Genomic DNA, 25256 nt, shown 5'->3' with positions numbered 1-25256 from the left:
AAAATACCCCGCACCGGGGAGGTGCGGGGCAGTTCAGGGAGGAAACCAGAAGACGCTTGGCCGCGTCAGTCGCGGCCCTTGCCGACCAGCAGCCGTTCCAGCCCATAGACGCGGTCGAGCACCAGCATGGCGGCCACCGTCAGGAAGATCAGCACCGCCGACACCGCGGCGACCAGCGGGTCGATGTTGTCCTGGATGTAGAGGAACAGGCGGACGGGAAGGGTGGTGGTCTCCGGCGAGGCGATGAAGACGGTCATCGTCACCTCGTCGAAGCTGTTGATGAAGGCCAGCACCCAGCCGCTCGCCACGCCCGGCAGGATCAGCGGCAGCGTCACCCGGCGGAAGCAGGTCCAGGACGAGGCGCCCAGCGACGCGGCGGCATTCTCCACCGCGCGGTCCATGCCGGTGGATGCCGCCAGGATCAGCCGCAGCGCGAAGGGCAGGATGATGATGACGTGGCTCAGCACCAGCCCGGCGAAGGTGCCGCCCAGCCCGATCATGGTGAAGAAGCGCAGGAAGGCGATGCCCAGCACGATGTGCGGCACCATCAGCGGCGACAGGAACAGCGCCTGGATCGCCTCGCGCCCGAAGAACTGGTGGCGCGCGATGGCCAGCGCCGCCGGCACCGCCACCAGGATCGCCAGGGTCGACGACACCGCCCCTAGCAGCAGGCTGTCCTTGAAGGCGCGGATGAATTCCGGATTGTCGCCGATGGCGCGGAACCAGCGCAGCGACAGCCCCTCGGTCGGCAGCGACAGATAGCCCTGCGAGGTGAAGGCGACCGCGCAGACGATCAGGATCGGCGCCAGCAGGAAGCCTAAGAACAGGACGTGGAAGATCAGCGCGATCGGGCCGTTGCGGTTCATTCGAACACCTGTTTGTAGCGACGTTCGACCAGCCGGTTGCAGCCGACGATGATGACGACGTTGGCGATCAGCAGCAGCACCGCCACCGTGGCGCCCAACGGCCAGTTCAGCGTGTTCAGGAACTCGTCATAGGCGAGCGTCGCCGCCACCTTCAGCCGCCGTCCGCCGATGATCGCCGGGGTGGCGAAGGCGCTGGCCGCCAGCGCGAAGACGATGATCGACCCCGACAGGATGCCCGGCACGATCTGCGGCAGCACCACCCGGCGCATCACCGTCAGCGGCCCGGCGCCCAGCGACAGCGCCGCATTCTCCACCTGCGGGTCGAGCCGCTGGAGCGAGGCCCACACCGACAGCACCATGAAGGGCACCAGCACATGGGTCAGCGCGATGATGACGCCGGTCTCGGTGTACATGAACTCGATGGGCGTCGCGATCAGACCCAGCGCCATCAGCCCCTGGTTGACCAGCCCGGTCGAGCCGAACAGCAGTGCCCAGCCCAGCGTGCGCGACACCACCGAGATCAGCAGCGGCCCCAGCACGATCAGCAGGCAAAGCCCGCGCCACGGCGACTTCATCCGGCGCAGGATGTAGGCCTCCGGCGCGCCGAACACCGCACACAGCAGCGTCACCACCGCGGCGATGCGGAAGGTGCGCAGGAAGACCTCGTGGAAATAGCTGTCGGCGATGATGTCGGTGTAGTTGCCGAGCTGCCAGACATTCTCGATGCCGCCATAGAAGCTGAAGCTGTTCAGCGACAACAGGAAGGTCATCGCCAGCGGCACCAGCAGCAGCACTGCGAACAGGGCCAGTCCCGGCGCGCTCAGCAGATAGGGCGCCCAGTGCCGGCGGCGCGGCCTGCGTGGCGGCGGTGCGGCGGCAGAGGGTGCGGCGGACGCCTGCACTTGGGTATCGGTGGAGGCCGCCATGCTCATGCCGCCTCCCGGGACAGAGAAGTGGCCTCCGGGTCGGCGGGCATCACCGCCATGTCCTCGGCCCGCCAGCCGACCATCACCCGCTCGCGCTCCGCCGGCAGGGGCGAGCCGTCATGCTGGCGGATCACCATCAGCCGGCCGGCGGCGGTCTCGATCTCGAACAGCCACTGCGTGCCCTGGAAGACGCGGGCGAGCACGGTGCCGCTCAGACCTCCACCCGGGCCCCCGGCATCGACGAAGCCGATCTTCTCCGGCCGCACGGCCAGCGCCCCCGGCCCCGCCGCCATCGGCTGCGCCACCGGCCAGACGCTGTCCGCCACGGTGATGACCGTCCCCGCCGCACCGCTGCCCACCATGCCCGGCAGCAGATTGGTGCGGCCCAGGAAATTGGCGACGAAGGCGTTGGCCGGGTGGTCGTAGGCCTCCTGCGGGGTGGCGACCTGCTGGATGCGGCCCTTGTTCATCACCACCACGCGGTCGGACAGCGCCATCGCCTCCGACTGGTCGTGGGTGACCAGGATCATGGTGGTGCCGACGGTGCGCTGGATGCGGCGCAGCTCGATCTGCATCTCCTCGCGCATCTTGGCGTCCAGGTTCGACAGCGGCTCGTCCAGCAGCAGCAGGCTCGGCTTGATCACCAGCGCGCGCGCCAGCGCCACGCGCTGCTGCTGGCCGCCCGACATCCGGCGGGGGTGGCGGTCGCCATACTGCTCCAGCCCGACCAGCTTCAGCGCATCGGCGACCATGCGGTCGCGGTCGGCGCGGGCGATCTTGCGCATTTCCAGACCGAAGGCGACGTTCTCCGCCGCCGTCATGTGCGGGAACAGGGCATAGCTCTGGAAGACGATGCCGAGCCCGCGCTCGTTCGGCTTCTTCGCCAGCAAATCCTGGCCGTCCAGCATCACCCGGCCGCCGTCGGCGTCGAGGAAGCCGGCGATCATCTGCAAGGTGGTGGTCTTGCCGCAGCCCGACGGCCCCAGCAGCGAAATCAGCTCGCCCTTCTCGACGGTCAGCGAGACGTTGTCGACCGCCGTCCAGTTTCCGAAGCGCTTGGTCAGTTGGTCGAGAACCAGATAAGCCATGCCGTCGTCTCCCTTTCCCTTAAACTCCCTCTCCCGCCCCGGGAGAGGGAAGGGTGAGGGGTGGTGCAAGGATCAGAAATCCATGTCCGGAAAGCCCCTCACCCTCCCCACGTCGTGGGTCCCCTCCCTCTCCCGGGACGGGAGAGGGCATTTACTTCCTCAGCGCTCGATCTCGCGGGTCCAGCGCTTGTTCCACACTTCGCGGTTCTTGTTGATGGTGTCCCAATCCACCACCAGCAGCTTGCCGACCTGTTCCGGACCGTAGGGGATGCCGACCTGCTTCTCGGCGGGCAGTTCGACCGTCTTGTTCACCGGGCCGAAGCCGGCGCTGACGGCCAGCGCGGTCTGCGCCTCGACCCCCAGCATGTGCTGGATGAACTTCTGCGCCTCCGGGGCATTCTTGCTGCCGGCGACCTGGCAGGCGGCGGAACCCAGCACGATGCCGCCTTCCTTGGGATAGACGAAGGTGGCGGGGAAGCCGGTGTCGGCCAGCGCCTTGGCCCGGCCAGACCCCCAGACGGCGATGACGGCCTGGTTGCTCTGGAACAGCTCGGTCATCTTGCCCGGCGACGGCTCGTAGGCCAGCACGTTCGGGTTGATCTTGTCCTTGAACTCCTTGAAGCCCGGCTCGATGTTGGTCTCGCCGCCGCCGTTCAGCCGGGCCATCATCACCAGCGCGTGCAGGCCGTAGCTGTTGTTGATCGGCGGGATCGCCAGCTTCTTCTTGAAGCGCGGATCCTCGATGTCCTTCCACGAAGTCGGGGCCGGGATCTTGTTCTCGTCAAAATAGGCCTTGTTGTAGAGGATGCCGGTGCCGACGGCGCCGAAGTTGATCGCCTTGCCCGACGGCATCTTCGCCAGATCATAGAGCTGGTCGTAGACCGGCGCCTTCTCCAGGTCGGCGCAGAAATTCAGCGCCACCGCCTGGTACATCGGGCCGTCGTCGAGGATGACGACGTCGATCTGCTGGTTGCCCCGCTGGGCCTGCAGCTTGGCGAGGTTGTCGGTGGAATTGCCGGCGACATACTCGACCTTCACCCCGTTCGCCTTCTCGAAGGCCGGGATGATGTCCTTGCGCATGGTCTGCTCGAAGGAGCCGCCATAGGCGGCGACATAGAGCGTCTTTTCCTGGGCCTGGGCCGTCTGGACCGCGGCCATGCCGCACCACAGGGCTGCCGTCGCCATCAACCCGCACATCACGGAGCGCATCGTCATTCTCCTCTAGAGCCTTGATCCCTGTTGGCAGGGCCCTGTTGATCGGGTCCCTGTTTACGGCCTGTATGTTCATCTGGGGCTGATCTTCGGACCGCGTCTCGAACACGGGTCCGGATCGCCGCTATTACCGTCCGTCACCTTGCCGGCCGCCCTTTTGCGGGCTGTTCTTCCTGAAGGTTGGCAGCCAGGACATGGATCAAGGGTGATGGCGCAGTCACATAACCGTCAAATCGAATTCCCGCCACCATTCATCCGCTAATGTTATAATTCCGTGCTACGAACGAGTCCGCCGCCATTTGCGGTGCCGAAAAAATTGTCTCGGAAGCGTGTCGCCTCCTCCAGGAAGCCGGCGAGGAAATCCTCGGCGATCATCGACAGCGGCACCTGGGCGGAGCGCAGGATGGCGATGTCGAAGCCGATGCGCGGTTCGAACGGGCGGACGACCAGCCCGTGCGGGACATAGTCCTGCGCGGTGAAGGGATCGACGATCGACATGCCGTGGCCGGCCGCCACCATGGCGCAGGCGTTCATGGTCAGCTGGGTTTCCACCCGCATCACCCGCGTCACGTCATGGTCGGCGAAGATGGTGTCGATGCGGTAGCGCAGCAGGGTCGGCGGGGTGGTGGAGATGAAGCTCTCCCCCTCGAAATCCTTCGGGACCAGCACGTCCTTTGCCGCCAGCGGATGGCCCGGCGGCAGGATGGCGACGGCGGGAAGCCCGTGGATCTTCTCGGTCAGCACCGCCGCATGGTCGATCGGCGTGTGGGCGAATCCCAGCTCGCACTGGCCGGTCGCCACCCAGTCCAGGATGATCGGCGAGGTGCTGCCACGCAGGGCGATGTCCACCCGCGGCCGTTCGCCGAGGAAACGCGCGACGTAGCGCGGCAGGAACCCCACCCCCAGCGCCGGCATCGCCGCCACCCGCAAGGTGCCGCTGCGCCGCGAGGTCAGGTCGCGCGCCGTCTGTTCGATCAGCTCCAGCCCGACGAAGGCACGGTCGACCACCTGATAGAGCGAGATCGCCTCGCTGGTCGGCGCGATGCGGGGGCCGCGCCGTTCGAACAGGGTCAGCTTCAGCGCATATTGCAGGTCGCCGATCAGGCGGCTGACCGCCGGCTGCGAGATGTTCAGCAACTCCGCCGCCGCCGTGATGCCGCCGGTCAGCATCACGGCGCGGAAGGCCTCGATCTGGCGCGGATTGATCATGGCGCCCGCCCCATGGCCCAGATCGGCCGTAATCCCCTCTCCCCCCCGGGGAGAGGGTTAGGGTGAGGGGGACGCACAGCGAGGATTCTCTGGATAGCCACGCCATGCCTCCCCCTCACCCCGCCCCTCTCCCCGCTTTCGGCGGACCAAGGGTCCGCCTGTCGCGTCAGCGCAAACGAAGTTTGCGCGTGAGCGGGGGGGAGAGGGAGATCTCCGGGATGACCGCCTAAGATGCCTCTCCCAAACCGACCACCCCCACCCGAATCATAACATTCAGTCATGAAACACCCCTTCGATCTGATTTGACAGTTATAGGTTGGCTGCCGATGCTGTCGCAAGGATCACGGAATGGTCGGGTGTCGCCGGATGAAATCCCGTGATGCTTGGCAAAGAAAACACCGCAGTTTGCAATACATCCATGTGTAACGCCGGCAGATCCGGCGCGCTTTCAAAGATATGACGTGCATCGGCAAATATTCGACAATGTATACGGGTGTCGGATGCCGGAATACACGCCTCACGATAACGGCGGCGGCCGGCGCGCACGGAGCGTGCGGTTCCGGCAGCGGGAGTGGAGACGATGACGCAGCCCAGGCGGGGCGGAGAATACGACGTCGCCGTGATCGGCGGCGGGCTGGTCGGATCGGCGCTGGCCTGGGGCCTCGCCCGGTCGGGCCAGACGGTCGCGATGCTGGACGAGGGCGACATCGCCGTGCGCCCGTCGCGCGGCAACTTTGCCCTGGTCTGGGTCCAGGGCAAGGGTTTGGGCATGTCGGATTATGCCGGCTGGACCAAGAAATCCTCCGACGACTGGGGCGGTTTCGCCGACCTGCTGTACCAGCAGACCGGTCTGGACGTCGCCTATCGCCGCCCCGGCGGCTTCATGCCGATGCTGTCGGAAGAGGATCTGCAGGCCCGCGCCAATGCCATGATGCGCCTGCACAACCAGCCGGACATGATCCCCTACCCTTACGAGGTGATGGACCGCGAGACCCTGCGCAAGGAGTTGCCCTTCATCGGGCCCGAGGTGGTCGGCGGCACCTACTGCCCGCTGGACGGCCATTGCAACTCGCTGCGGCTGCTGCGCACCCTGCACAAGGGCATCGGCATGCTGGGCGTCGACTACCGCCCCAACCATCGGGTGGAGCGGATCGAGCATCGCGACGGCGGCTTCCGCATGGCGATAGCAGGCAATGGGGCCGGCGGCGAAATCCGCGCCGGCAAGGTCGTGATCGCCGCCGGCCATGACGGCGCCCGGCTGGCGCCGATGGTCGGGCTGTCGGCTCCCGTCCGCCCGCAGCGCGGCCATGTCATCGTCACCGAGAAGACCGCCCCTTTCCTGCACCATCCCACCGTCTACATCCGCCAGACCGACGAGGGTGGGGTGATGATCGGCGACAGCTTCGAGGAGGCCGGCTTCGACACCACGCTGCAGCCCGGCGTGTCGTCGGCCATCGCCGAGCGCGCTATCCGCTTCTTCCCGTTGCTGGGCAAGCTGAACGTGGTGCGGAGCTGGGCGGCGTTGCGCGTGCTGACGCCGGACGGCTTCCCGATCTACGAGGAATCGAAGACGGCGCCCGGCGCCTTCGTCGCCACCTGCCACAGCGGCGTCACTCTTGCCGCCAACCATGCGCTGACGCTGGCGCCGCTGATCGCGGCCGGCGGCCTCGGCGACCGCTTTACGCCCTTCAGCGCCCGGAGGTTCCATGTTCCGCAGGCTGCCTGAGATCGAAACCGCACTCAACGCCGCTGCCGAAGCGGTCGCCTTCACCATCGACGGCCGTCCGGCCAAGGCGCGGGCCGGCGACAGCGTCGCCGCCGCCTTGCTGGCGAATGGCGTCACCGCCTGCCGCAACACCCCCGTCAGCGGCGCGGCGCGCGGCCCCTACTGCATGATGGGCATCTGTTTCGACTGCCTCGTCACCATCGACGGCACCGGCAACCGCCAGGGCTGTCAGGTGCGGGTGTCTCCCGGCATGGCGGTGGAAACCCAGAACGGCAAGCGCGAGGTGGAGCGATGAGCAAGTTCGATTTCGAAATCGCCGTCGTCGGTGCCGGTCCGGCCGGCCTCGCCGCCGCCGCGCTGGCCGCGTCGAAGGGCGCCTCGGTCGTCCTGCTCGACGAACAGGCGGAACCGGGCGGCCAGATCTACCGTGCCGTCACCGAGACGCCGGTGCGCGACCGCAAGGTGCTGGGTCCCGACTATTGGCACGGCGCCGAGCTGATGGGGCCGCTGCGCGACAGCGGTGCCGCCCACTGGCCGGGTACCACGGTGTGGAGCGTCGCCCGCCCGCGCGAAGATGCGGCCGACGGACACCGCCCCCTCCAAATCGGCCTGTCGCGCAACGGTGCCGCGGCGATGCTGACCGTGCGCCACGTCATCCTGGCCACCGGCGCCCTGGAACGGCCCTTCCCGATCCCCGGCTGGACCCTGCCGGGCGTGCTGGGCGCCGGTGCGGCGCAGGTCCTGCTGAAGACCTCCGGCCTCGTGCCGTCGGGCGCCACGGTGATGGCGGGCAGCGGCCCGCTGCTTTGGCTGCTCGCCTGGCAGTATCTCCAGGCCGGCGCGCGGATCGACGCCATCCTCGACACCACGCCGAAACAGAACTGGCGCGCCGCCCTGCCGCTGCTGCCCGGTTTCCTGCGCTCGCCCTATCTCGGCAAGGGCATGAAGCTGATGCTCGACGTGCGGCGCAAGCTGACCGTCATCGGCAACGTCACCGCGCTGCGCGCGGAAGGTGCCATCGGGGGGGATAGCGCCTTGAAGAGCGTCGTCTACACCCGCAATGGCGCCGAGCACCGGCTGCCCGCCGATACGCTCCTGCTCCATCAGGGCGTCATCCCCAACCTGAACCTCGCCAACGCCACCGGCTGCGCCCAGCGCTGGGACGAGCAGCAGCGCTGCTGGCGCCCGACCACCGACGCGTGGGGCGCCACCTCGGTCGAGGGCGTGTCGCTGGCCGGCGACGGCGCCGGCATCGGCGGCGCCCGCGCGGCGGAGGAGGCCGGCCGCCTGGCCGCCCTCGACGCCCTGCACCGGCTGGGCCGCATCGGGCGCGAGCAGCGCGATCAGGCCGCCGTTCCGTTCCGCGCCGCGCTCGACCGCGCGCTGACCGGCCGCGCCTTCCTCGACACGCTCTACACCCCAGCGGAAGCCTTCCGCGTGCCGGCCGACGACACCATCGTCTGCCGCTGCGAGGAGATCACCGCCGGCGCGGTGCGCGAGGCGGTGCGGATGGGCTGCTCCGGCCCCAACCAGGCCAAGAGCTTCCTGCGCTGCGGCATGGGTCCCTGCCAGGGCCGGCTCTGCGGCCCGACGGTGACCGAGGTCATCGCGGTGGAGCGCGGCGTCTCCCCGGCGGAGGTCGGTTATTACCGGCTGCGCCCGCCGGTGAAGCCGATCACGCTGGCCGAGCTGGCCGCTTTGCCGAAGACCGACGCCGACATCGACGCCGTCTTCAAGCACTGACCGCAGGCGCCCGATGACCGCGACCGCCTCCTTCAAACCGGCCTCCCTTTGCCCCGACGTCATCGTCATCGGCGGCGGCCTGCACGGCTGCTCCGCCGCGCTGCACCTGTCGATGCGCGGCGTCCGCGTCCTGGTTCTGGAGAAGGACCATGTCGCCCGCCACGCCTCCGGCGTCAATGCGGGCGGGGTGCGCCAGCTCGGCCGCCATGTCGCCGAGGTGCCGCTCTCCGTCGCCTCGATGGCGCTGTGGCACCGCATCCAGGATCTGGTGGACGATGATTGCGGCTTCGAAAGCCACGGCCAGATCAAGGTGGCGGAGTCCGAGGCCGAGTTGGCCACCTCGCACGCCCGCGTCGCCGAGCTGAACGCGCTGGGCTTCACCCATGAGGAGGTGGTCGGACGGGACGAGCTGCGGTCGCTGGTGCCGGCCATCGCCGACCATTGCGTCGGCGCCCTGGTGTCGCGCGGCGACGGGGCGGCGATCCCCTTCCGCACCACCTTCGCCTTCCGCCGCAAGGCCATCGCGCTCGGCACCCGCTTTCAGGAAGGCGGCGCGGTGACGAGGCTGTCCCGCCAGGGCGGCCTGTGGACCGTCGAGACCGCCGATGGAGCCCGCTTCGAGGCCCCGGTGGTGGTGAACGCCGCCGGCGCCTGGGCCGACCGCATCGCGGCGCAGGTGGGGGAGCCGGTGCCGCTGGAGGTCATAGCACCCATGCTGATGATCACCGCCCGCGTCGCCCCCTTCATCAAGCCGGTGGTCGGCGCCACCGGCCGCACCCTGTCCTTCAAGCAGTTCCCCAACGGCACCGTGCTGATCGGCGGCGGTCTGCTCGGCCGGGCGGTGCGCGACGAGAACCGGACGGAGCTGGACTTCTCGCAGGTGTCGGTGAACGCCCGCACGGTGTGGGACTTGTTCCCGTGCATGCGCGGCGCCACCATCGTCCGCTCCTGGGCGGGGATCGAGGCGCGGATGCCGGACCAGATCCCGGTGATCGGCCCCAGCGGCACCGAGCCGGACCTCTACCATTCCTTCGGTTTCTCCGCGCACGGCTTCCAGCTTGGCCCTATTGTCGGGCGCATCACCGCCGACCTGATCACGGGCGGGTCCACCGACCTGCCCATCGCCCCCTTCCATGTCGGCCGCTTCGCCGCCTGACCCTTTGGAGCATCGACCCGTGACCATCCAGCGCTTCCACCTGACCCCGCGCCTCTGCGACATGGTCATCCACAAGGACACCGTCTATCTCGCCGGCCAGATCGTCGACGATGGCTCCACCACGGTCGAGGCGCAGACGCGCGACGTGCTGCGCCAGATCGACACCCTGCTGGCCGAGGCCGGCACGTCCAAGAGCGGCATCCTGACCGCCACGGTCTATCTCGCCGACATCGCCACCTTCCCCGAGATGAACGCCGCCTGGGACGCCTGGGTCGACAAGGCCAACCCGCCCGCCCGCGCGACGGTCGAGGCCCGCCTGGCCGACCCGTCGGTCCTGGTCGAGATCGTGGTCGTCGCGGGGCTCTGACTTAGAGTGTGATCGGTTCAAGCGGAATCGCTTGAAGCGTGAATCACACGGAAAACCAAAAGCTAAGAGTCTGTTCGGTGCTTACAGAAGCACCGAACAGACTCTGAACCTTCTTCGCCATTTCCGGAGTCTGCCATGAAGCGCCTCGTCACGGGCGTTGCCGCCCTCCTCTTGCTTGCGTCCGGCGGCGTCGCCGCTGCGCAGGAGATCCGCATCGCCACCGAAGGCGCCTATCCGCCCTTCAACTTCACCCAGCCCGACGGCAAGGTGGCGGGGCTGGAGGTCGATCTCGCCAACGCCTTGTGCGAGCGGATGAAGCGTCCCTGCACCGTCGTGGCGCAGGACTGGGACGGCATCATTCCGGGTCTGCTGGCGAAGAAGTACGACGCCATCATGGCGACGATGAACATCACGCCGGAGCGGGCGAAGGCCATCGGCTTCTCCACCCCCTACATGGTGGTGCCGGCCTATTTCGTGGCGCCGGCCAGCTCCGCCATCGACGGCTCGCCGGCCAGCCTGCGCGGCAAGACCATCGGCGCCCAGGTCTCCACCACCCATTCCCGCTATGTCGAGAAGCATCTCGGCAGCGATGCGACGCTGAAGACCTACGACACCGCCTCCAACCTGCTGGCCGACCTGAAGGCCGGGCGGATCGACGCCGCCATCACCACCGGTGCCACCGCGTCCGACTGGGTGAAGGGCGACGGCGGCAAGTCGGTCAAGCTGGTCGGCCAGCCGGTGATCGACGCCGAGGTGTTCGGCCCCGGCATCGGCGTCGGGCTGCGCAAGGAGGACACAAGCCTGAAGCAGTCCTTCGACGAGGCGATCCGCGCCGTCGTGCAGGACGGCACGCTGGCCCGCATCGCCGCCCGCTACGTCGATTTCTCCATCACCCCCTGAGTTCTTTCAAAAACCAAGGAGCAGTTCCCCGTGATCAAGCGCATCGAGAAGACCAAGATCATGCACCGCGTCGTCGTCAACAACGGCACGGCCTATCTCGGCGGCATCATCGCCGACGACGTCGGCGTCGGCATGGGCGGCCAGGTCACGCAGATCTGCGGCAAGCTCGACCAGGTGCTGGCGCTGGCCGGCAGCGACAAGACCAAGCTGCTGTCCGCTCAGCTCTTCATCACCAACATGGGCCTGAAGGACGAGATGAACGACGCGTGGCTGTCCTGGCTGGACGGCAACGACCTGCCGGCCCGCGCCACCATCGGCGTCGCCGATCTCGGCAAGCCGGAAATCCTGATCGAAGTGGTCGTCACCGCCGCGGTGTGATCCGTGATGTGACGCTTAAAACTCTCCCTCTCCCGCCCCGGGAGAGGGAAGGGGCCCAAGCAAAGCTTGGGAAGGGTGAGGGGTCATCCAAGGATAAGGGGATCCATGTCCGGATCGCCCCTCACCCTCCCCACGCCTGCGGCGTGGGTCCCCTCCCTCTCCCGGGGCGGGAGAGGGCTTCACCCCAGCAAGCGTTCGAACAGATCCTCGCCGCCCATCTGCCCGCCCTTCAGCATCAGCTCCAGCCCATCGACCGCCGGATCGTCGGCATGGGTGCGGCTGACGGTGACGCCCGGCGCCAGCGTGCAGCGGTAGGACAAGCCCCAGCACCCCAGCGCTCGCACCGCGAGGCTGGAGGTGTCGCCGCCGGCGATCCCGACCCGGCGCAAAGCCACCCGCCGCAGCATCGCCGCGACGAAATCCGCCGTCGCCGCCGCGACCCGCCCGGCCTGGGCGGTGTCTGCCGTTCCGGCGTCGGCCGGTGCCGTCCAGACCAGCGTGTGGCGCCCGGCCGCCAGCGAGGCCGCCACTTCGCCCAACAGCGTTTCCGCATAGCCGGGATCGCCGCACAGCGCCGCCGCATCGGCCTGGATGCGGGTGTAGGACGCCGCCGCCTCGATCTGCCGCCGCGTCACCGGCGACAGGCTGCCCGCCATCAGGAACACCGGCGAGTCCGCGGCCGCCAGCGCCACCTCATCCGCCGTGGCAGAGCCGGCGTTCCAATGCGCGACCAGCGCCTGGGCCACGCTGCTCGGCCCGACCGCCAGCAACGGCTCGCGCCCGGCCCGCTCCCAAATCAACCGTCCGACGGTGGCGAGATCTTCGGCACGCGCCACATCCAGCAGCAGCGCCGACGGCCCGTCCGCCAAAAGCCGCTCCAGCTGCCCGTCCAGCACATCGCCGTCCAGCCCGTAATCCGGGAAATGCAGCGCCGCCATTCCCTCCAGCCCCTGTGCGGCGAGGTGCCGGCGCAGGTCGGCTTCCGCCATCGGGGTGACGGGATGGACGCTCATCGTCGGGTGGCGGTCGATGCGATGGACCGCGCCGCCGGTGCCGGCTGCGGCGAACAGTGTGCTGAACAGGCAATAGCGCCCGATGTTCGGCTGCCCGCCCACCACCGGGCGGAAGCGGTTGCGGAAATGCGGAGCCAATGTCCGCACCGCTTCCCCGATGCTGCCGACGCCGGGCGCGCTGTCGAAGGTGGAGCAGCATTTGTAATGCATCACCGCCACGCCGAGCGCCGCGAAGAAGCGGCCGACCGGTTCCAGCTCCGCCCGCATGGCGTCGGGCGCCATGCTGCGCGCCGCCCCGGCGATGCCGACCGCATCGAGTGGTCCGGCTTCCCCCAACCGGGCGACGTCCGGCACGTCGAGGAACAGCAGCGCCCGCTGCCCGGCCTTCGCCAAGGCGGCCAGCGTGTCGGTCGCCCCGGTGAAGTCGTCGCCGTACCAGCCCAGTCGGGGAGTCGCCGCCATCGCCTTCAGCCCTTCTTGCCGAAGAAGTCGAGCGACCGCCGCAGCTCCGGCAGGTCCCTCGCCGCGTCATCCAGCGTGCGCCCGGCCCGCACCGCGTCCCAGGCCTGCCGGATGCTCAGCACGCCGGCCGCCGGTCCGTCGGGGTGGGCCATGATGCCGCCGCCGGACATGAACATCAGATCGGCGGTCCCCACCGCCTCCCAGGTGACCGGCACCGTGCCGGCCCATTGCCCGGAGGAGAAGGCCGGCATCACGGCGTCGCTCCTATCCGGCGCATCCTCTGCCAGCGGCGCCAGACAGGCCCGCGCCCCGTCGATCACCTCGTCGTCGGGCTGGGCGAACTTGCCGTTCAGCCCGTGGACATGCATGTGGTCCACCCCGGCCAGCCGCCACAGCGCCTGATAGGCGTCAAAGCCGATGCCCAGCAGCGGATGGCGGGAGAAGGCGCCGAAGCCGTTGCGGTGGCCGTGCAGCACCAGCCCGCTGTGCCGGCGCAGCGTCTGCACCGCCGAATAGCCGCACCAGTTCAGGCTGACCATGATGCAGGACCCGCCCTCGCGCTCCACCAGATCGGCGTGGCGGCGCATGGCGTCGGTCTCGTCGGTGATGTTGAAGGCGACCATCACAGGCTTGCCGGTGCGGTCCTGGTGGCGGCGCACCCGGTCCATCACCGCCGGGATGCGCTGGGCCAGCGGCGCGTCGGCCGGGTCGGCGCAGATCTCGTCGTCCTTGATGAAGTCCAGCCCGGCGGCGCACAGCGTGCCGACCAGCTCGCCGGTCTCTTCGGCCGACAGCCCGACATTCGGCTTGATGATCGAGCCGACCAGCGGCCCGTCCGTCACCCCGGTCAGCCGCCGCGTGCCGGCGACGCCGTGGCGCGGCAGGTCGAACTGCGCGCGGTAGGCCTGCGGGAGGCGCAAGGACTCCAGCCGCAGCCCCGTCACCTCGCCCAGGTCGTAGAGGTTGCCGGCGACCGTCGCCGCCAGCGTCGGCAGATTGGCGCCGATGTTGGCAGTGGGGAAGGAGATGGTGACGCGCGCCCGCTGCCAGGGACCGGGGTTGCGCTGCCGCTCCAGCCAGGTGTTGGGCAGGGCAGGGGTCTCGGCGACGTCCAGCTTCTCCACCGATTCGACGATGGCGCGGGCGCGGGCGCGCAGGTCGTCGGTTTCGCCATGGACGCGGGTGAAGGTGCCGCAGGACTGCTCCCCCGCCATCACCTCGGCCACCTTGCCCGGGGCGAGGGGGGTTTCGATCAGATAGGTTGCTTCGATGCGGTCGGCGTGCATGGGCGTGGCCTTGCGATGGCGTGAAGTACTGGTGCGACTTGCCCCCACCCCAACCCTCCCCCGCTGGGCGGGGGAGGGAACCAAGTGCTTAGGTGGGAGAGCGGCGGCAGTCCCTCCCCCGCCCGGCGGGGGAGGATAGGTGGGGGTCTAACCTTGCGGTCGAGGCAAAACGCCCCTTACAGCTTGCTCAGATCGGGGAAGGGCCGCACCGGGTCGCTGCCGTCCCAGCCCATCGACGCCTCGCGGATCAGGTCGAACATCTTGCCCTTCGGCCCGGCGACTTCCGACAGCTCGATCACCGTGCCGGGATGGTATTCGGTGTCGAAATAGATGAAGCGGCCCTTCTCGCCGACCTCGCCGCTCATCACCGGCTTGAAGCCCTGCGCCAGCAGACGCTCCAGATCGGCGTCGTAATCCTCGGTCCAGTAGGCGACATGCTGCAGCCCGGTGTTCCCGGCCTGGAGGAAGTCGCGGTACATCGACGGCGCATCGTTGCGGGTCTGGATCAGCTCCATCTGCAGCGGACCGGAATTGGCCAGCGCCACCGAATTGTGAACCTCGTAGGATTCGCCGCGGTAGCTGTAGTTCCGGATCGGAACCCGCTCGTTGTAGAACCAGGGACCGATGCCGAGCGTGCGGCTCCAATAATCCATGGCGGCTTCGATATCGCGCACGACGTAGCCAGCCTGACGGATCTGGCCGAAGAATCGGCTCATTGAAGGAACTCCGGATAAGAGGGGATTAGAGGAGAGCCGGTGGCGTCAGCGCGCCAGGAAGCCGGTCGAAATCCAGGGAATGGCGGCGACGATCACCAGCCCGACCAGCAGAGCGCCGACATAGCCCCAGATGTGCTTCAGGCCGTCGTCGGGATTGACCTTGCTGATGGCGCAGGCGCCGTAGTAACCGACGCCGAAGGGCGGGGCGAACAGGCCGATGCCCATGGCGAAGATGACGACCATCGCATAGTGGACCTCGTGCACCCCGGCCGCACGGGCGATGGGGAACAGCAGCGGTCCGAACAGGACGATGGCGGGGATGCCCTCCAAGACGCTGCCCAGGATGATGAAGGCGACGATGGAGATGGCGAGGAAGCCGTAGGCGCCGCCGGGGATGCCGGCCATGAAGCGCGCAAGGTCGGACGAGAAGCCGGACTGGGTCAGGCCCCAGGCCATCGAGGTGGCGCAGCCGACGATGAAGATGATGGCCCCGGTCAGCGACGCCGTCTCGATCAGCATCGGCTTCAGCCGGCGCCAGTCGAACTGGCGGTAGATCAGCAGCCCGACGACGGTGGAATAGGCGATGCCGATGGTCGACACCTCGGTCGCCGTCGCAATGCCCTCGACCACCGCGGCGCGGATGACGAAGGGCAGCAGGATGGCGGGCAGCGCCACCATGGCGAGCCGTCCGATCTCGCGGCCGGGGGTGCGCTCGACATGGCTCAGATCCTCGGCCCGGTAGCGCCGCCAGACGACGAAGCACAGGCAGGCGCCCAGGACCACGCCCGGCAGCATGCCGCCGGTGAACAGCGCCGCGATGGAGACGCCGGTGACCGAGCCGATGGTGATCAGCACGATGCTGGGCGGGATGGTCTCGGTCTGCGCGCCGGTGGCGGACAAGAGCGCCACCAGATCGCCCGGAGGGGCGCCGCGCTTCTTCATCTCCGGGAACAGCACCGGGGCGATGGCCGCCATGTCGGCGATCTTCGAGCCGGAGATGCCCGACACCAGATACATGGCGCCGATCAGCACATAGGACAGGCCGCCGCGCACATGGCCGAGCATGCTGGCGAGGAACTGGATCATGGCGCGGGCCATGCCGGTCATCTCGATCAGCAAGCCCAGGAAGACGAACAGCGGCACTGCCAGCAGGATCAGGTGGCTCATCCCCTCGTCCAGCCGGCCGACCATCACCAGCAGCGGCGTCGAGGTGGTCAGCGCCAGGTAGGAGAAGGTGGCAAGCGCGAAGGAGAAGGCGATCGGCACGCCGGCGAAGACGTTGGCGGCGACCAGCCCGACGAAGAAGATGACGAGGTTCAACTGCCCCAGCGGCTTCAGCATCGGCCCGGCAACCCAGAAGCCGGCGACGATGGCGCCGGTCACCAGCGCCGCCGCCAGCACGGTCAAAGGCTTGGCGACCCGCAGCAGCCGGAACAGCGCCGCCACCAGCATCAGCCCGAGCCCGACCGGCAGGGCCGACGCCCGCCAGGCGTTGGAGACCTCCATCGCCGGGGTGGTGATGAACTGCTCCTCCATCGCGTAGTCGACGGCGTGGTAGAGCACCAGCGTCAGGAAGGCGATCGGGGCGGTGATGGCGATGCATTCCAGCAGGCTGCGCGCCTGCGGGCCGACGCGGCTGACCAGCCCGGTCATCCGCATATGCTCGCCCCGGCGCAGCGCCACCACGGCGCCCAGCATCGACAGCCAGAGGAACAGGATCGAGGCCAGCTCGTCCGACCACACCAGCGGGGTGTGGAACAGGTAGCGGGCGGTGACGCCGGCCAGCAGGACGACGATCTCGACCAGCACCAGAAGGCCCGCCACGGCCTCGACCCCGACGGACAGACCGTGGTCGATCCTGCGCAGCAGCGAGCCTCCGCCGGCACCCAGAGCGCCGGGAGCCTCGGCAAAGCCGTGGACCGGCTCGGACATGTGGGACATGGCGGGATGTTCCTTCATGGAAGAGGACCTGAATGGACTGCTGCGACGGTCAGGCGAGCTTGCCGACCGCCTCTTCCAGCAGGCCCCAGGCCTCGTCGCCGAAACGGCCCTTCCATTCGCCGTAGAAGCCGCTGTCGCGCAGCTTGGCGCGGAAGCTGTCGGGCGCCGGCTGGTTGAAGGTCAGCCCCTTCGATTCCAGGTCGGCCTTGACCGACTGGTTCAGCGCCTTGATGTCGCCGCGCTGCGCCACGCCGGCGTCGTTGATGGCGTTGGCGACGATGGTCTGCAGGTCCGCCGGCAGGCCCTTCCAGGCGCGGCCGTTGGCGATGAACCAGAAGCCGTCCCAGATGTGGTTCGACAGCGAGCAGTATTTCTGCACCTCGAACAGCTTGGCGACCTGGATGATCGGCAGCGGGTTCTCCTGCGCGTCGACGATGCGGGTCTGCAGCGACGAATAGACCTCGCTGAACTGCAGGCTGGTCGGCGAGGCGCCGAGACCCTTGAACATGGCGATGCTGAGCGGGCTGACCGGCACGCGGATCTTCAGCCCGCCCATGTCGGCGGCCGAAGTGATCGGCTTGTCGCCGCTGGTCATCTGGCGGAAGCCGTTGTCCCACATCTTGTCGAAGGCATAGAGCCCGACCTTGGAGATCGCCTCGCGGACATGGGCGCCCAGCTTGCCGTCCATCGCCTTCCAGACCTGGTCGTAGTCGGAGAAGGCGAAGCCGACCGCGTTGATCGCGGCGACCGGGACCAGCGTGGCGATCACCAGCGCCGACGGCGTGAAGAAGGTCAGGCCGCCGCTGCGCACCTGGGACAGCATGTCGGTGTCGCCGCCTAGCTGGTTGTTCGGGAAGATCTTGACCTGGACCTTGCCGTTGGATTCCTTGGCGATCCGCTCCGCCGCCTCGTTGGCGCGGACGTTCAGCGGATGGCTCAGCGGCAGGTTGTTGCCGTATTTCAGATCGAACTCGGCGGCACGCGCGATGTGCGGCATGCCGATGACGGCGCCGGCCGCCCCGATCGCCGGCGCGGTTGCGATGGCCTTCAGCATCGTGCGGCGGGTCAGACTGGTCATCGAAAAACCTCCCATGTGTTCCGGCCGACGTTGCTGTTTCCGGCCTTGCGTTTCTGATGTGATCTGATGTCAATTGATGATTGTTGGATGGACGGTATGTCCAGCGCCGACAAGTGTCAAACGACAAAGATGATGGTTTTTGATGGTTTCTGTGAAAGATGATCCGGAAGCCGGCGCAGCTGTCCGCGGCCTGCCGCGGGTGGCCGACATCGCCCAGGCGGCGGGCGTGTCCACCGCCACGGTCGACCGCGTGCTGAACAACCGGCCGGGGGTGCGCGCCGCCACCGTGCAGCGGGTGCTGAAGGCCGCCGCCGAGCTGGATTATTTGCCCGACAGCGACCTCTATGCCGCGGCCGGGCAGAAGCCGATGCGGCTGTCCTTCCTGCTGCCTGCCGGCAACAACCGCTTTCTGACCGGACTGGGCGAGATGATCCGGCGCGCGGAAGCCTCGCTCGCCCCGCACGGGGTCAAGGCGCAGGTCGAGTTCATCAAGAGCTTCAATCCGGATTTGCTGGCACGCAGCCTGTTCCAGCACGGCCGCCGCGCCGACGGCGTCGCCTTCATGGCGCTGGAGCATCCGGCGGTGCGCGAGGCGGTGGACGCGCTGGCCGAGCGCAACGTGCCGAGCGTGACGCTGATCTCCGACATCCTGAACTGCCGGCGCGCTGGTTATGTCGGGCTGGACAACCGCGCGGCCGGCCGCACCGCCGGCTACCTGATCGCGCGCTTTTTGAAACACCGCCCGGCCAAGGTGGCGATGATCGCCGGCAGCCTCAGCTACCGCGCCCACGAGGACCGCGAGATGGGCTTCCTCCATGTCCTGAAGGAGACCGCCCCCGACATCGAGGTGGTCGGCCTGCGCGAAGGCCATGACGACGAGGGGAAGAGCTACCGCCAGACCCGCATGCTGCTGGGCCTGCATCCCGACCTTGCCGGGGTCTACAACATCGGCGGCGGGGCGGAGGGGGTGGCCCGCGCGCTGAAGGAGACGCGGCGCGAACGCGAGATGGTCTTCATCGGCCACGGCCTGACCAACGAGACCAGGGGCCTGCTGATCGACGGGGCGCTGGACGCGGTGATCACCCAGGATCCGCGCAACACCCTGTCGGCCTGCGTCGGCATCTTCACCAACCTGCGCGCCGGCCGCCCGGCGATGCAGGGCGTTGAAAGCCCGAGAGCGGAAGTGATCTTCCGCGAGAACCTGCCGAAGAACATGCTGCCGGACGAATGAGGGGGGCCGACAAGCGCCCTCTCCCATCCCGGGAATAGTCCCCTCTCCCCCCCGGGGAGAGGGTTAGGGTGAGGGGGACGCACAGCGAGGATTTTCAAAGAAAACGGAGCGCCGGCACTGTCACCGGCGCTCCGCAATGCATCCCCCTCACCCCGACCCTCTCCCCGGGGGGGAGAGGGGGATATTCGCACCTATCGTCATTCACCCCATCTTCCACTCGGCCGGCGGCACGCCGCCTTCCGCCGGCGCGTCCACCCGACGCTCCGCTCCGGCCAGCTTGCGCAGCAGCACGTAGAACACCGGGGTCAGCACCAGACCGAACAGCGTCACGCCGATCATGCCGGCGAACACCGCCACACCCATGGCGTGCCGCATCTCGGCGCCGGCGCCGGTGGAGGTGACCAGCGGCACCACGCCCATGATGAAGGCGATGGAGGTCATCAGGATCGGCCGCAGCCGCAGCCGGCTGGCCTCGATCGCCGCCTGCACCACGCCGCGCCCCTCATGCTCCAGCTCGCGGGCGAACTCGACGATCAGGATGGCGTTCTTCGCCGACAGCCCGACCAGCACCATGAAGCCGATCTGCGTGAAGATGTTGTTGTCGCCCCCGGTCAGCCACACCCCGAACAGGGCGGACAGCACGCTCATCGGCACGATCAGCAGGATGGCGAGCGGCAGGGTCAGGCTCTCGTACTGCGCCGCCAGCACCAGGAACACCAGCAGTACGCTGATCGGGAAGACCCAGAGGCCCGCATTGCCGACCAGGATCTTCTGATAGGTCAGGTCGGTCCATTCCAGCTTGACGCCGCGCGGCAGCACTTCGGCCGCGATGCGCTCCGCCGCCGCTTCCGCCTGTCCCGACGAGAAGCCGGGCGCCGGCCCGCCATTGACGTCGGCGGCGGTGAAGCCGTTGTAGCGCACCACCATCTCCGGCCCGTAGCCCGGCTGCACCGTGACCAGCGACGACAGCGGCACCATGGTTCCCGCCGCGTTGCGGGTCTTCAAGAGTCCGATGTCGTCGGCGGTGTCGCGGAACGGCGCGTCGGCCTGCACCCGCACCTGGTAGACGCGGCCGAAGGCGTTGAAGTCGTTGACGTAGAGCGACCCCAGATAGATCTGCATGGTGTCGAACACCTCGGCGACATTCACGCCCAGCTGCTTGGCCTTCACCCGGTCGAGATCGACGTCCAGCTGCGGCACGTTGATCTGGTAGGCGGAGAAGGTCGGCCCCAGCTCCGGCGTCTGCGCCGCGCGCTTGACGAAGGCGTTCACCGCCTCGCTCAGCGCCTCATACCCAAGGTTCCCGCGGTCCTCCAGCTGCATCTTGAAGCCGCCGAGCTGCCCCAGCCCCATCACCGGCGGCGGCGGGAAGATGGCGACGAAGGCCTCCTTCAGCCCGGCATAGCGCTGCTGCAGGTCCATGGCGATGGCGCCGGCCGACAGCGACGGATCCTTGCGCTCGGCGAACGGCTTCAGCGTGACGAAGACGATGCCGGCGCTGGAGCTGTTGGTGAAGCCGTTGACCGACAGGCCGGGGAAGGCCACCGCGCTCTGCACGCCGGGGCGCTTCAGCGCGATGTCGGTCATCTCGCGGATCACCGCTTCCGTGCGGTCGAGCGAGGCGCCGTTGGGAAGCTGGGCGAAGCTGATCAGATACTCCTTGTCCTGCATCGGCACGAAGCCCGACGGCACCGAACGGCCGAGCAGAACCGTGGCGCCGATCAGCAGCGCATAGACCGCCAGCATCACGCCCTTGCGCCGCACCACCCCGCCGACGCCGCGGCCGTAGCCCTCCGACGCCCGGTGGAACACCCGGTTGAACAGCCGGAAGAAGCCGCCGAACACCTTATTCATCGCCCGGGTCAGCCAGTCCTGCGGCTGGTCGTGGCCGCGCAGCAGCACCGCCGCCAGGGCCGGCGACAGGGTCAGCGAGTTGAAGGCGGAGATCACGGTGGAGATCGCGATGGTCATCGCGAACTGCTTGTAGAACTCGCCGGTCAGGCCGGTCATCGCCGCCAGCGGCACGAAGACGGCGACCAGCGTCAGGGCAATGGCGATGATCGGTCCGCTGACCTCCTGCATGGCGCGGATGGTGGCGTCGCGGGCCGACAGGCCGGACTCGATGTTGCGCTCGACATTCTCGACCACGACGATGGCGTCGTCGACGACGATGCCGATGGCCAGCACCATGCCGAACAGCGACAGCGCGTTGATCGAGAAGCCGAAGGCCAGCAGCAGCGAGAAGGTGCCGACGATGGAGATCGGCACCGCCAGCAGCGGGATGATCGACGCCCGCCAGGTCTGCAGGAAGATGATGACCACCAGCACCACCAGCGCCACCGCCTCCAGCAGCGTGTGCACCACCGCCTCGATCGAGGAGCGGACGAACTGCGTCGGGTCGTAGACGATGGAATAGTCGACGCCGTCGGGCATGTCGCCCTTCAGCTCCGCCATCAGCTTGCGCACCTCGTCGGAGATGGCGAGCGCGTTGGCGTCCGGCGTCTGGGTGATGCCGAGCGCCACCGCCGGCTTGTTGTCGAGCAGCGAGCGCAGGCCGTACTGCGCGGCGGCCAGCTCCACCCGCGCCACGTCGCGCAGGCGGGTGACGCCGCCGTCGGTGCCGGTCTTCAGCACGATGTCGCCGAACTCGTCGGCGGTCTTCAGCCGGCCGCGCGCGTTGATCGACAGCTGCATCGGCACGTCGGGCAGCGAGGGCGAGGCGCCGATGACGCCGGCCGCCACCTGGACGTTCTGTTCGCGGATGGCGTTGACCACGTCGGTGGCGGTCAGCCCGCGCTGCGCCACCTTGCCGGGGTCGAGCCACACCCGCATGGCATAGTCGCCGGCCCCCCAGACCTGGACCTCGCCGACGCCGGAGATGCGGGTCAGCCGGTCCTTGACGTTCAGCACCGCGTAGTTGCGCAGATACGTCATATCATAGCGGTCGTTGGGCGAGAGCAGATGCACGACCATGGTCAGCGTCGGCGAGCTCTTGACCGTGGCGACGCCCAGCCGCTGCACGTCGGCCGGCAGCCGCGGCATCGCCTGGGCGACGCGGTTCTGCACCAGCTGCTGCGCCTTGTCCGGGTCGGTGCCCAGCTTGAAGGTGACGGTCAGCGCCAAATTGCCGTCGCTGTTGGCCTGCGACTGCATGTAGAGCATGTCTTCGACGCCGTTGATCTGCTCTTCCAGCGGCGAGGCGACGGTTTCGGCGATGACCTTGGGGTTGGCGCCGGGGAACTGCGCGCGCACCACGACGGACGGCGGGACGACCTCCGGATATTCGGAGATCGGCAGGCGGAACACGGCGATGGCCCCCGCCAGGAACAGCGCCACCGACAGCACGCCGGCGAAGATCGGCCGGTCGATGAAGAATTTCGAGATGTTCATCTGGTGTCTCCGAAGCCGCGCGCTTCCGATCGTTCCGACGCCAATCCGCCCCCCGGGAAAAATCCCCCTCTCCCCCCCGGGGAGAGGGTCGGGGTGAGGGGGGATGCACCGCGTGGCTTCCCCAAAGGTCCCGCCACGCGCCCCCCTCACCCTAACCCTCTCCCGGGGGGGGAGAGGGGACCCTCCCGCCACGCGGCGCCGGGCCAAAAAACGCGCAAGCCCTTGTTGTGTCCTACCGTGCCGCGGTCTGGGTCTTCTCGACCCCCATGGCGACCGTCTTCGGCGTCACCGCCATGCCCGGCCGGGCGTGCTGGGTGCCGTTGACGACGACGCGCTCGCCGGCCGACAGGCCGTCGCTCACCACGCGCAGCCCGTTCTGCAGCGTGCCGAGCTTCACCGGCCGGTACTCGACCTTGTTCTCCGCCGTCACCACCAGGACGAACTTCTTGTCCTGGTCGGTGCCGATGGCGCGGTCGTCGACCAGCAGCGCGTCATAGGGTTTGGTGCCCCCCACCTTCACCCGGGCATACAGCCCCGGCACCAGGATGCCGTCGTCATTGTCGAAGCGGGCGCGCACGCGGATGGTGCCGGACACGCTGTCCAGCCGGTTGTCGACATGCTCCACCATGCCCGACCGCGAGTAATCCTCTTCGTTGGCGAGGCCGAGCCGGACCGGGATCGTCCCGGAATCGCGCATCGGCGCGATGTGGCGCAGATAGGTCTGCTCGTCGACGTCGAAGGAGGCGTAGATCGGCGACTGCGACACCAGGGTGGTCAGCGGCTCCGCCGCCGCCCCGGCGGCCACCACGTTGCCGACCGTGCGTTCCGCCCGCGACACCCGGCCGGACACCGGCGCCGTCACCCGGGTATAGCCGAGATTGAGCCGGGCCAGCTCCAGCGCCGCCTGTGCCGCCTTCAAATTGGCGGTCGCCTCGCGGGCGGCGTTGTCGCGCTGGTCCATGGTACTGCGCGAGATGGTGTCGTCGCGCACCAGCTTCTGCGCGCGGTCGAGATCGGACGCGGTCAGGCGCAGGCGGGCCTGGGCCGCGGCGACCTGGGCCTCGGCCCGCGCCACCTCCGCCTCATAGGGGCGGGGATCGATGGTGAACAGCACGTCGCCCTGCTTCACCAGCGCGCCGTTGCGGAAATGCACGGCGACGATGGTTCCGGGGACCTGCGGGCGGATGTCGACGCGGTCGACCGCCTCCAGCCGGCCGGAATAGGACTGCCAGTCCGTCACCGGCCGGGCGAGCACGGTGGCGACGTCGACCTCGGCCGGCGGCGGGGCGGGCGATGCCGTCTGGGCTTCGGCCGGGCTGCGCAGGGTGACGGCGCCGGTCAGCGCCGCCGCGGAGACGCCGGCCGCGATGAGAAGGGAGAGGGTCTTGCGGGACTTCGTGCTGGACATGGGCTTTACCTGTGGCTCGAAGGATGGGACGGGGCGCCGGTCAGGCGGCGCCGGAAGAAATCGGCGGTGGCGGCCAGCGCCGGCGGGTGGCGGGCGAGGCCGGCATGGGTGACCCCGGCGAAGCGGGTGACCTCGGTCGGCACCCCGGCGTCGATCAGCCGGGCGGCGTAGCTTTCCGCCTCCGGCCGCAGCACGTCGTTCTGCGCCGTGGCGATCAGCACCGGCGGCAGCCGGCCGAGCCGGCGCGATTCCAGGGGTGCGGCATAGGGATGCAGGCGCAGCGCCGCCTCCGGCAGATAGGCGCGGTAACAGCGGGCGCATTCGGTGGCGCTGCCGGCATCCTCCGCCTCGCCATGGGCGAGCCGCGTCAGGCTGGGGTCGAGCATCGGCCCGAGCAGCGCCTGCGCCGCGATCTCCGGCCCGCCGCGGTCGCGGGCGAGCAGGGTGAGCGACACCGCGACATGCCCGCCGGCATCATGGCCGACGATACCGATCGGCCCGGCCCGCTCGGCCAGCCAGAGCGCCGCGGCGTGGGCATCCTCGATCGCGGCGGGGAAGGGATGGGCGGGAGCCAGCGCATAGCCGACCGCCACCACCAGCGCCGGGATGCTCTCGGCCAGCGTCGCGGCGGCGATCGCCGCTTCCTCGGGCGAACCGGAGGTGAAGCCGCCGCCGTGGAAATACAGCAGGCCGGGCAGCGGCCCGGGAACCGCAGGCCTGAACAGGCACAGCGGAACCTCGCGGCCTTCCACCTTCAGCGACGTGCGTGAACGATCCATCCCGATCCGGCGACCAGCGCCCCTCCTGCTGCAATGCGGTAGGAGCGATAATGTGCGCGCGTCCGGGTGGGATAAAGCCGCCGCGGCTGGGAACAGAATTCAGCCGGGATGAACAATCGAGGCGGGCTGGCGGCGGCTGTTTGGGGAAGACGGGCCAGTCGGGTTGGGCAGGAGAGGGACCATGGGAGGGGTGGAGATATCCGAGGGCGTTGCCTTTGCCCGGCGGAGTTTGTCGCTGCTCACTACTGGCGTGCGCCCGCCAATTCCGGTTGCGGACAATGGCGGCGTGCAGCCGGCCCGGGGCCGCTCACAGCAGGGGGAACCCAAGCCGATCAGCCCGGGCTCTGGAGACTTGGTCCTGGAATGTCCGCTTTCAATCCG

The 25256-nt window shown here is 68.6% G+C and carries 21 protein-coding genes; 8 read left to right on the top strand and 13 right to left on the bottom strand.

Annotated elements, in window-relative coordinates:
• Positions 1-65: 65 nt before the first annotated feature.
• From JHL17_RS16965 to JHL17_RS16945, 5 genes are all read right to left on the bottom strand, one after another.
• Positions 66-866, bottom strand: coding sequence for an ABC transporter permease (locus JHL17_RS16965; protein ID WP_109049671.1), 801 nt, complete (start codon positions 864-866; stop codon positions 66-68).
• The gene (locus JHL17_RS16960; protein WP_200194799.1) at positions 863-1798 is read right to left on the bottom strand and encodes an ABC transporter permease; all 936 of its coding nucleotides are present in this window, start codon (positions 1796-1798) and stop codon (positions 863-865) included. Before JHL17_RS16960 ends, JHL17_RS16965 begins: the two co-directional genes overlap by 4 nt.
• The gene (locus tag JHL17_RS16955) at positions 1795-2880 is read right to left on the bottom strand and encodes an ABC transporter ATP-binding protein (RefSeq protein ID WP_200194797.1); all 1086 of its coding nucleotides are present in this window, start codon (positions 2878-2880) and stop codon (positions 1795-1797) included. Before JHL17_RS16955 ends, JHL17_RS16960 begins: the two co-directional genes overlap by 4 nt.
• A 159-nt stretch (positions 2881-3039) precedes the next feature.
• On the bottom strand, positions 3040-4089 hold the full coding sequence (locus JHL17_RS16950) for an ABC transporter substrate-binding protein (protein WP_200194796.1): 1050 nt from the start codon (positions 4087-4089) through the stop codon (positions 3040-3042).
• 267 nt (positions 4090-4356) lie between these two features.
• Positions 4357-5301: a LysR family transcriptional regulator gene (locus JHL17_RS16945; protein ID WP_200194795.1), complete on the bottom strand. Its 945-nt coding sequence runs from the start codon at positions 5299-5301 to the stop codon at positions 4357-4359.
• Between the two features lie 580 nt (positions 5302-5881).
• Here JHL17_RS16945 and JHL17_RS16940 point away from each other — a divergent pair.
• The 7 genes from JHL17_RS16940 to JHL17_RS16910 all read left to right on the top strand — a co-directional run bounded on the left by JHL17_RS16940 (position 5882) and on the right by JHL17_RS16910 (position 11571).
• The gene (locus tag JHL17_RS16940; RefSeq protein WP_200194794.1) at positions 5882-7027 is read left to right on the top strand and encodes an NAD(P)/FAD-dependent oxidoreductase; all 1146 of its coding nucleotides are present in this window, start codon (positions 5882-5884) and stop codon (positions 7025-7027) included.
• The gene (locus JHL17_RS16935; protein WP_200194793.1) at positions 7008-7322 is read left to right on the top strand and encodes a (2Fe-2S)-binding protein; all 315 of its coding nucleotides are present in this window, start codon (positions 7008-7010) and stop codon (positions 7320-7322) included. The genes JHL17_RS16940 and JHL17_RS16935 overlap by 20 nt, the downstream gene beginning before the upstream one ends.
• Positions 7319-8770: an FAD/NAD(P)-dependent oxidoreductase gene (locus JHL17_RS16930; RefSeq protein ID WP_200194792.1), complete on the top strand. Its 1452-nt coding sequence runs from the start codon at positions 7319-7321 to the stop codon at positions 8768-8770. The genes JHL17_RS16935 and JHL17_RS16930 overlap by 4 nt, the downstream gene beginning before the upstream one ends.
• Before the next feature lie 13 nt (positions 8771-8783).
• A complete protein-coding gene (locus JHL17_RS16925; protein ID WP_200194791.1) occupies positions 8784-9926 on the top strand; it encodes an NAD(P)/FAD-dependent oxidoreductase in 1143 nt (380 codons plus the stop codon).
• A 19-nt stretch (positions 9927-9945) separates the two neighbouring features.
• Positions 9946-10293, top strand: a complete 348-nt coding sequence (locus JHL17_RS16920; protein ID WP_200194790.1) for a Rid family hydrolase — start codon at positions 9946-9948, stop codon at positions 10291-10293.
• Positions 10294-10428: 135 nt separating this feature from the next.
• Complete coding sequence (locus tag JHL17_RS16915) at positions 10429-11193, top strand: transporter substrate-binding domain-containing protein (RefSeq protein ID WP_200194788.1); 765 nt, start codon at positions 10429-10431, stop codon at positions 11191-11193.
• A 30-nt stretch (positions 11194-11223) separates the two neighbouring features.
• A complete protein-coding gene (locus JHL17_RS16910; protein WP_200194787.1) occupies positions 11224-11571 on the top strand; it encodes a Rid family hydrolase in 348 nt (115 codons plus the stop codon).
• 179 nt (positions 11572-11750) lie between these two features.
• Here the strand turns inward: JHL17_RS16910 and JHL17_RS16905 are convergent, their stop codons facing one another.
• From JHL17_RS16905 to JHL17_RS16885, 5 genes are all read right to left on the bottom strand, one after another.
• Positions 11751-13046 (bottom strand): four-carbon acid sugar kinase family protein, encoded by a 1296-nt coding sequence (locus tag JHL17_RS16905; RefSeq protein WP_200194786.1) that lies wholly within the window; start codon positions 13044-13046, stop codon positions 11751-11753.
• A gap of 5 nt (positions 13047-13051) precedes the next feature.
• The gene (locus tag JHL17_RS16900) at positions 13052-14332 is read right to left on the bottom strand and encodes a ribulose-bisphosphate carboxylase large subunit family protein (RefSeq protein WP_200194785.1); all 1281 of its coding nucleotides are present in this window, start codon (positions 14330-14332) and stop codon (positions 13052-13054) included.
• A gap of 176 nt (positions 14333-14508) precedes the next feature.
• A complete protein-coding gene (locus tag JHL17_RS16895; protein ID WP_174469651.1) occupies positions 14509-15048 on the bottom strand; it encodes a VOC family protein in 540 nt (179 codons plus the stop codon).
• A 45-nt stretch (positions 15049-15093) separates the two neighbouring features.
• Positions 15094-16989, bottom strand: coding sequence for a TRAP transporter large permease (locus tag JHL17_RS16890; RefSeq protein WP_247893604.1), 1896 nt, complete (start codon positions 16987-16989; stop codon positions 15094-15096).
• Positions 16990-17038: 49 nt separating this feature from the next.
• A complete protein-coding gene (locus JHL17_RS16885) occupies positions 17039-18067 on the bottom strand; it encodes a TRAP transporter substrate-binding protein (protein WP_200194784.1) in 1029 nt (342 codons plus the stop codon).
• A 142-nt stretch (positions 18068-18209) separates the two neighbouring features.
• Here JHL17_RS16885 and JHL17_RS16880 point away from each other — a divergent pair, with 142 nt between their 5' ends.
• Positions 18210-19298, top strand: a complete 1089-nt coding sequence (locus JHL17_RS16880; protein WP_211113447.1) for a LacI family DNA-binding transcriptional regulator — start codon at positions 18210-18212, stop codon at positions 19296-19298.
• A 201-nt stretch (positions 19299-19499) separates the two neighbouring features.
• Here the strand turns inward: JHL17_RS16880 and JHL17_RS16875 are convergent, their stop codons facing one another.
• From JHL17_RS16875 to JHL17_RS16865, 3 genes are all read right to left on the bottom strand, one after another.
• Positions 19500-22688: an efflux RND transporter permease subunit gene (locus JHL17_RS16875; protein WP_200194782.1), complete on the bottom strand. Its 3189-nt coding sequence runs from the start codon at positions 22686-22688 to the stop codon at positions 19500-19502.
• 232 nt (positions 22689-22920) lie between these two features.
• On the bottom strand, positions 22921-24096 hold the full coding sequence (locus JHL17_RS16870; RefSeq protein WP_200194781.1) for an efflux RND transporter periplasmic adaptor subunit: 1176 nt from the start codon (positions 24094-24096) through the stop codon (positions 22921-22923).
• 5 nt (positions 24097-24101) lie between these two features.
• A complete protein-coding gene (locus tag JHL17_RS16865; protein ID WP_200194780.1) occupies positions 24102-24875 on the bottom strand; it encodes an alpha/beta hydrolase in 774 nt (257 codons plus the stop codon).
• Positions 24876-25256 lie beyond the last annotated feature (381 nt).

This window comes from Azospirillum endophyticum, from assembly GCF_016595245.1.
GTDB lineage: Bacteria > Pseudomonadota > Alphaproteobacteria > Azospirillales > Azospirillaceae > Azospirillum > Azospirillum endophyticum.
This window is presented reverse-complemented; position numbering and strand designations above follow the sequence as displayed.

Excerpts from the sequence above, each read along its gene's own strand:
- JHL17_RS16930 (WP_200194792.1), top strand. The coding sequence starts at position 7,319 with ATGAGCAAGTTCGATTTCGAAATCGCCGTCGTCGGTGCCGGTCCGGCC.
- JHL17_RS16925 (WP_200194791.1), top strand. The coding sequence starts at position 8,784 with ATGACCGCGACCGCCTCCTTCAAACCGGCCTCCCTTTGCCCCGACGTC.
- JHL17_RS16865 (WP_200194780.1), bottom strand. The coding sequence starts at position 24,875 with ATGGATCGTTCACGCACGTCGCTGAAGGTGGAAGGCCGCGAGGTTCCG.
- JHL17_RS16935 (WP_200194793.1), top strand. The coding sequence starts at position 7,008 with ATGTTCCGCAGGCTGCCTGAGATCGAAACCGCACTCAACGCCGCTGCC.
- JHL17_RS16945 (WP_200194795.1), bottom strand. The coding sequence starts at position 5,301 with ATGATCAATCCGCGCCAGATCGAGGCCTTCCGCGCCGTGATGCTGACC.
- JHL17_RS16965 (WP_109049671.1), bottom strand. The coding sequence starts at position 866 with ATGAACCGCAACGGCCCGATCGCGCTGATCTTCCACGTCCTGTTCTTA.
- JHL17_RS16955 (WP_200194797.1), bottom strand. The coding sequence starts at position 2,880 with ATGGCTTATCTGGTTCTCGACCAACTGACCAAGCGCTTCGGAAACTGG.
- JHL17_RS16890 (WP_247893604.1), bottom strand. The coding sequence starts at position 16,989 with ATGTCCCACATGTCCGAGCCGGTCCACGGCTTTGCCGAGGCTCCCGGC.
- JHL17_RS16875 (WP_200194782.1), bottom strand. The coding sequence starts at position 22,688 with ATGAACATCTCGAAATTCTTCATCGACCGGCCGATCTTCGCCGGCGTG.
- JHL17_RS16960 (WP_200194799.1), bottom strand. The coding sequence starts at position 1,798 with ATGAGCATGGCGGCCTCCACCGATACCCAAGTGCAGGCGTCCGCCGCA.
- JHL17_RS16915 (WP_200194788.1), top strand. The coding sequence starts at position 10,429 with ATGAAGCGCCTCGTCACGGGCGTTGCCGCCCTCCTCTTGCTTGCGTCC.
- JHL17_RS16940 (WP_200194794.1), top strand. The coding sequence starts at position 5,882 with ATGACGCAGCCCAGGCGGGGCGGAGAATACGACGTCGCCGTGATCGGC.
- JHL17_RS16880 (WP_211113447.1), top strand. The coding sequence starts at position 18,210 with ATGGTTTCTGTGAAAGATGATCCGGAAGCCGGCGCAGCTGTCCGCGGC.
- JHL17_RS16895 (WP_174469651.1), bottom strand. The coding sequence starts at position 15,048 with ATGAGCCGATTCTTCGGCCAGATCCGTCAGGCTGGCTACGTCGTGCGC.
- JHL17_RS16870 (WP_200194781.1), bottom strand. The coding sequence starts at position 24,096 with ATGTCCAGCACGAAGTCCCGCAAGACCCTCTCCCTTCTCATCGCGGCC.
- JHL17_RS16950 (WP_200194796.1), bottom strand. The coding sequence starts at position 4,089 with ATGCGCTCCGTGATGTGCGGGTTGATGGCGACGGCAGCCCTGTGGTGC.
- JHL17_RS16905 (WP_200194786.1), bottom strand. The coding sequence starts at position 13,046 with ATGGCGGCGACTCCCCGACTGGGCTGGTACGGCGACGACTTCACCGGG.
- JHL17_RS16885 (WP_200194784.1), bottom strand. The coding sequence starts at position 18,067 with ATGACCAGTCTGACCCGCCGCACGATGCTGAAGGCCATCGCAACCGCG.
- JHL17_RS16900 (WP_200194785.1), bottom strand. The coding sequence starts at position 14,332 with ATGCACGCCGACCGCATCGAAGCAACCTATCTGATCGAAACCCCCCTC.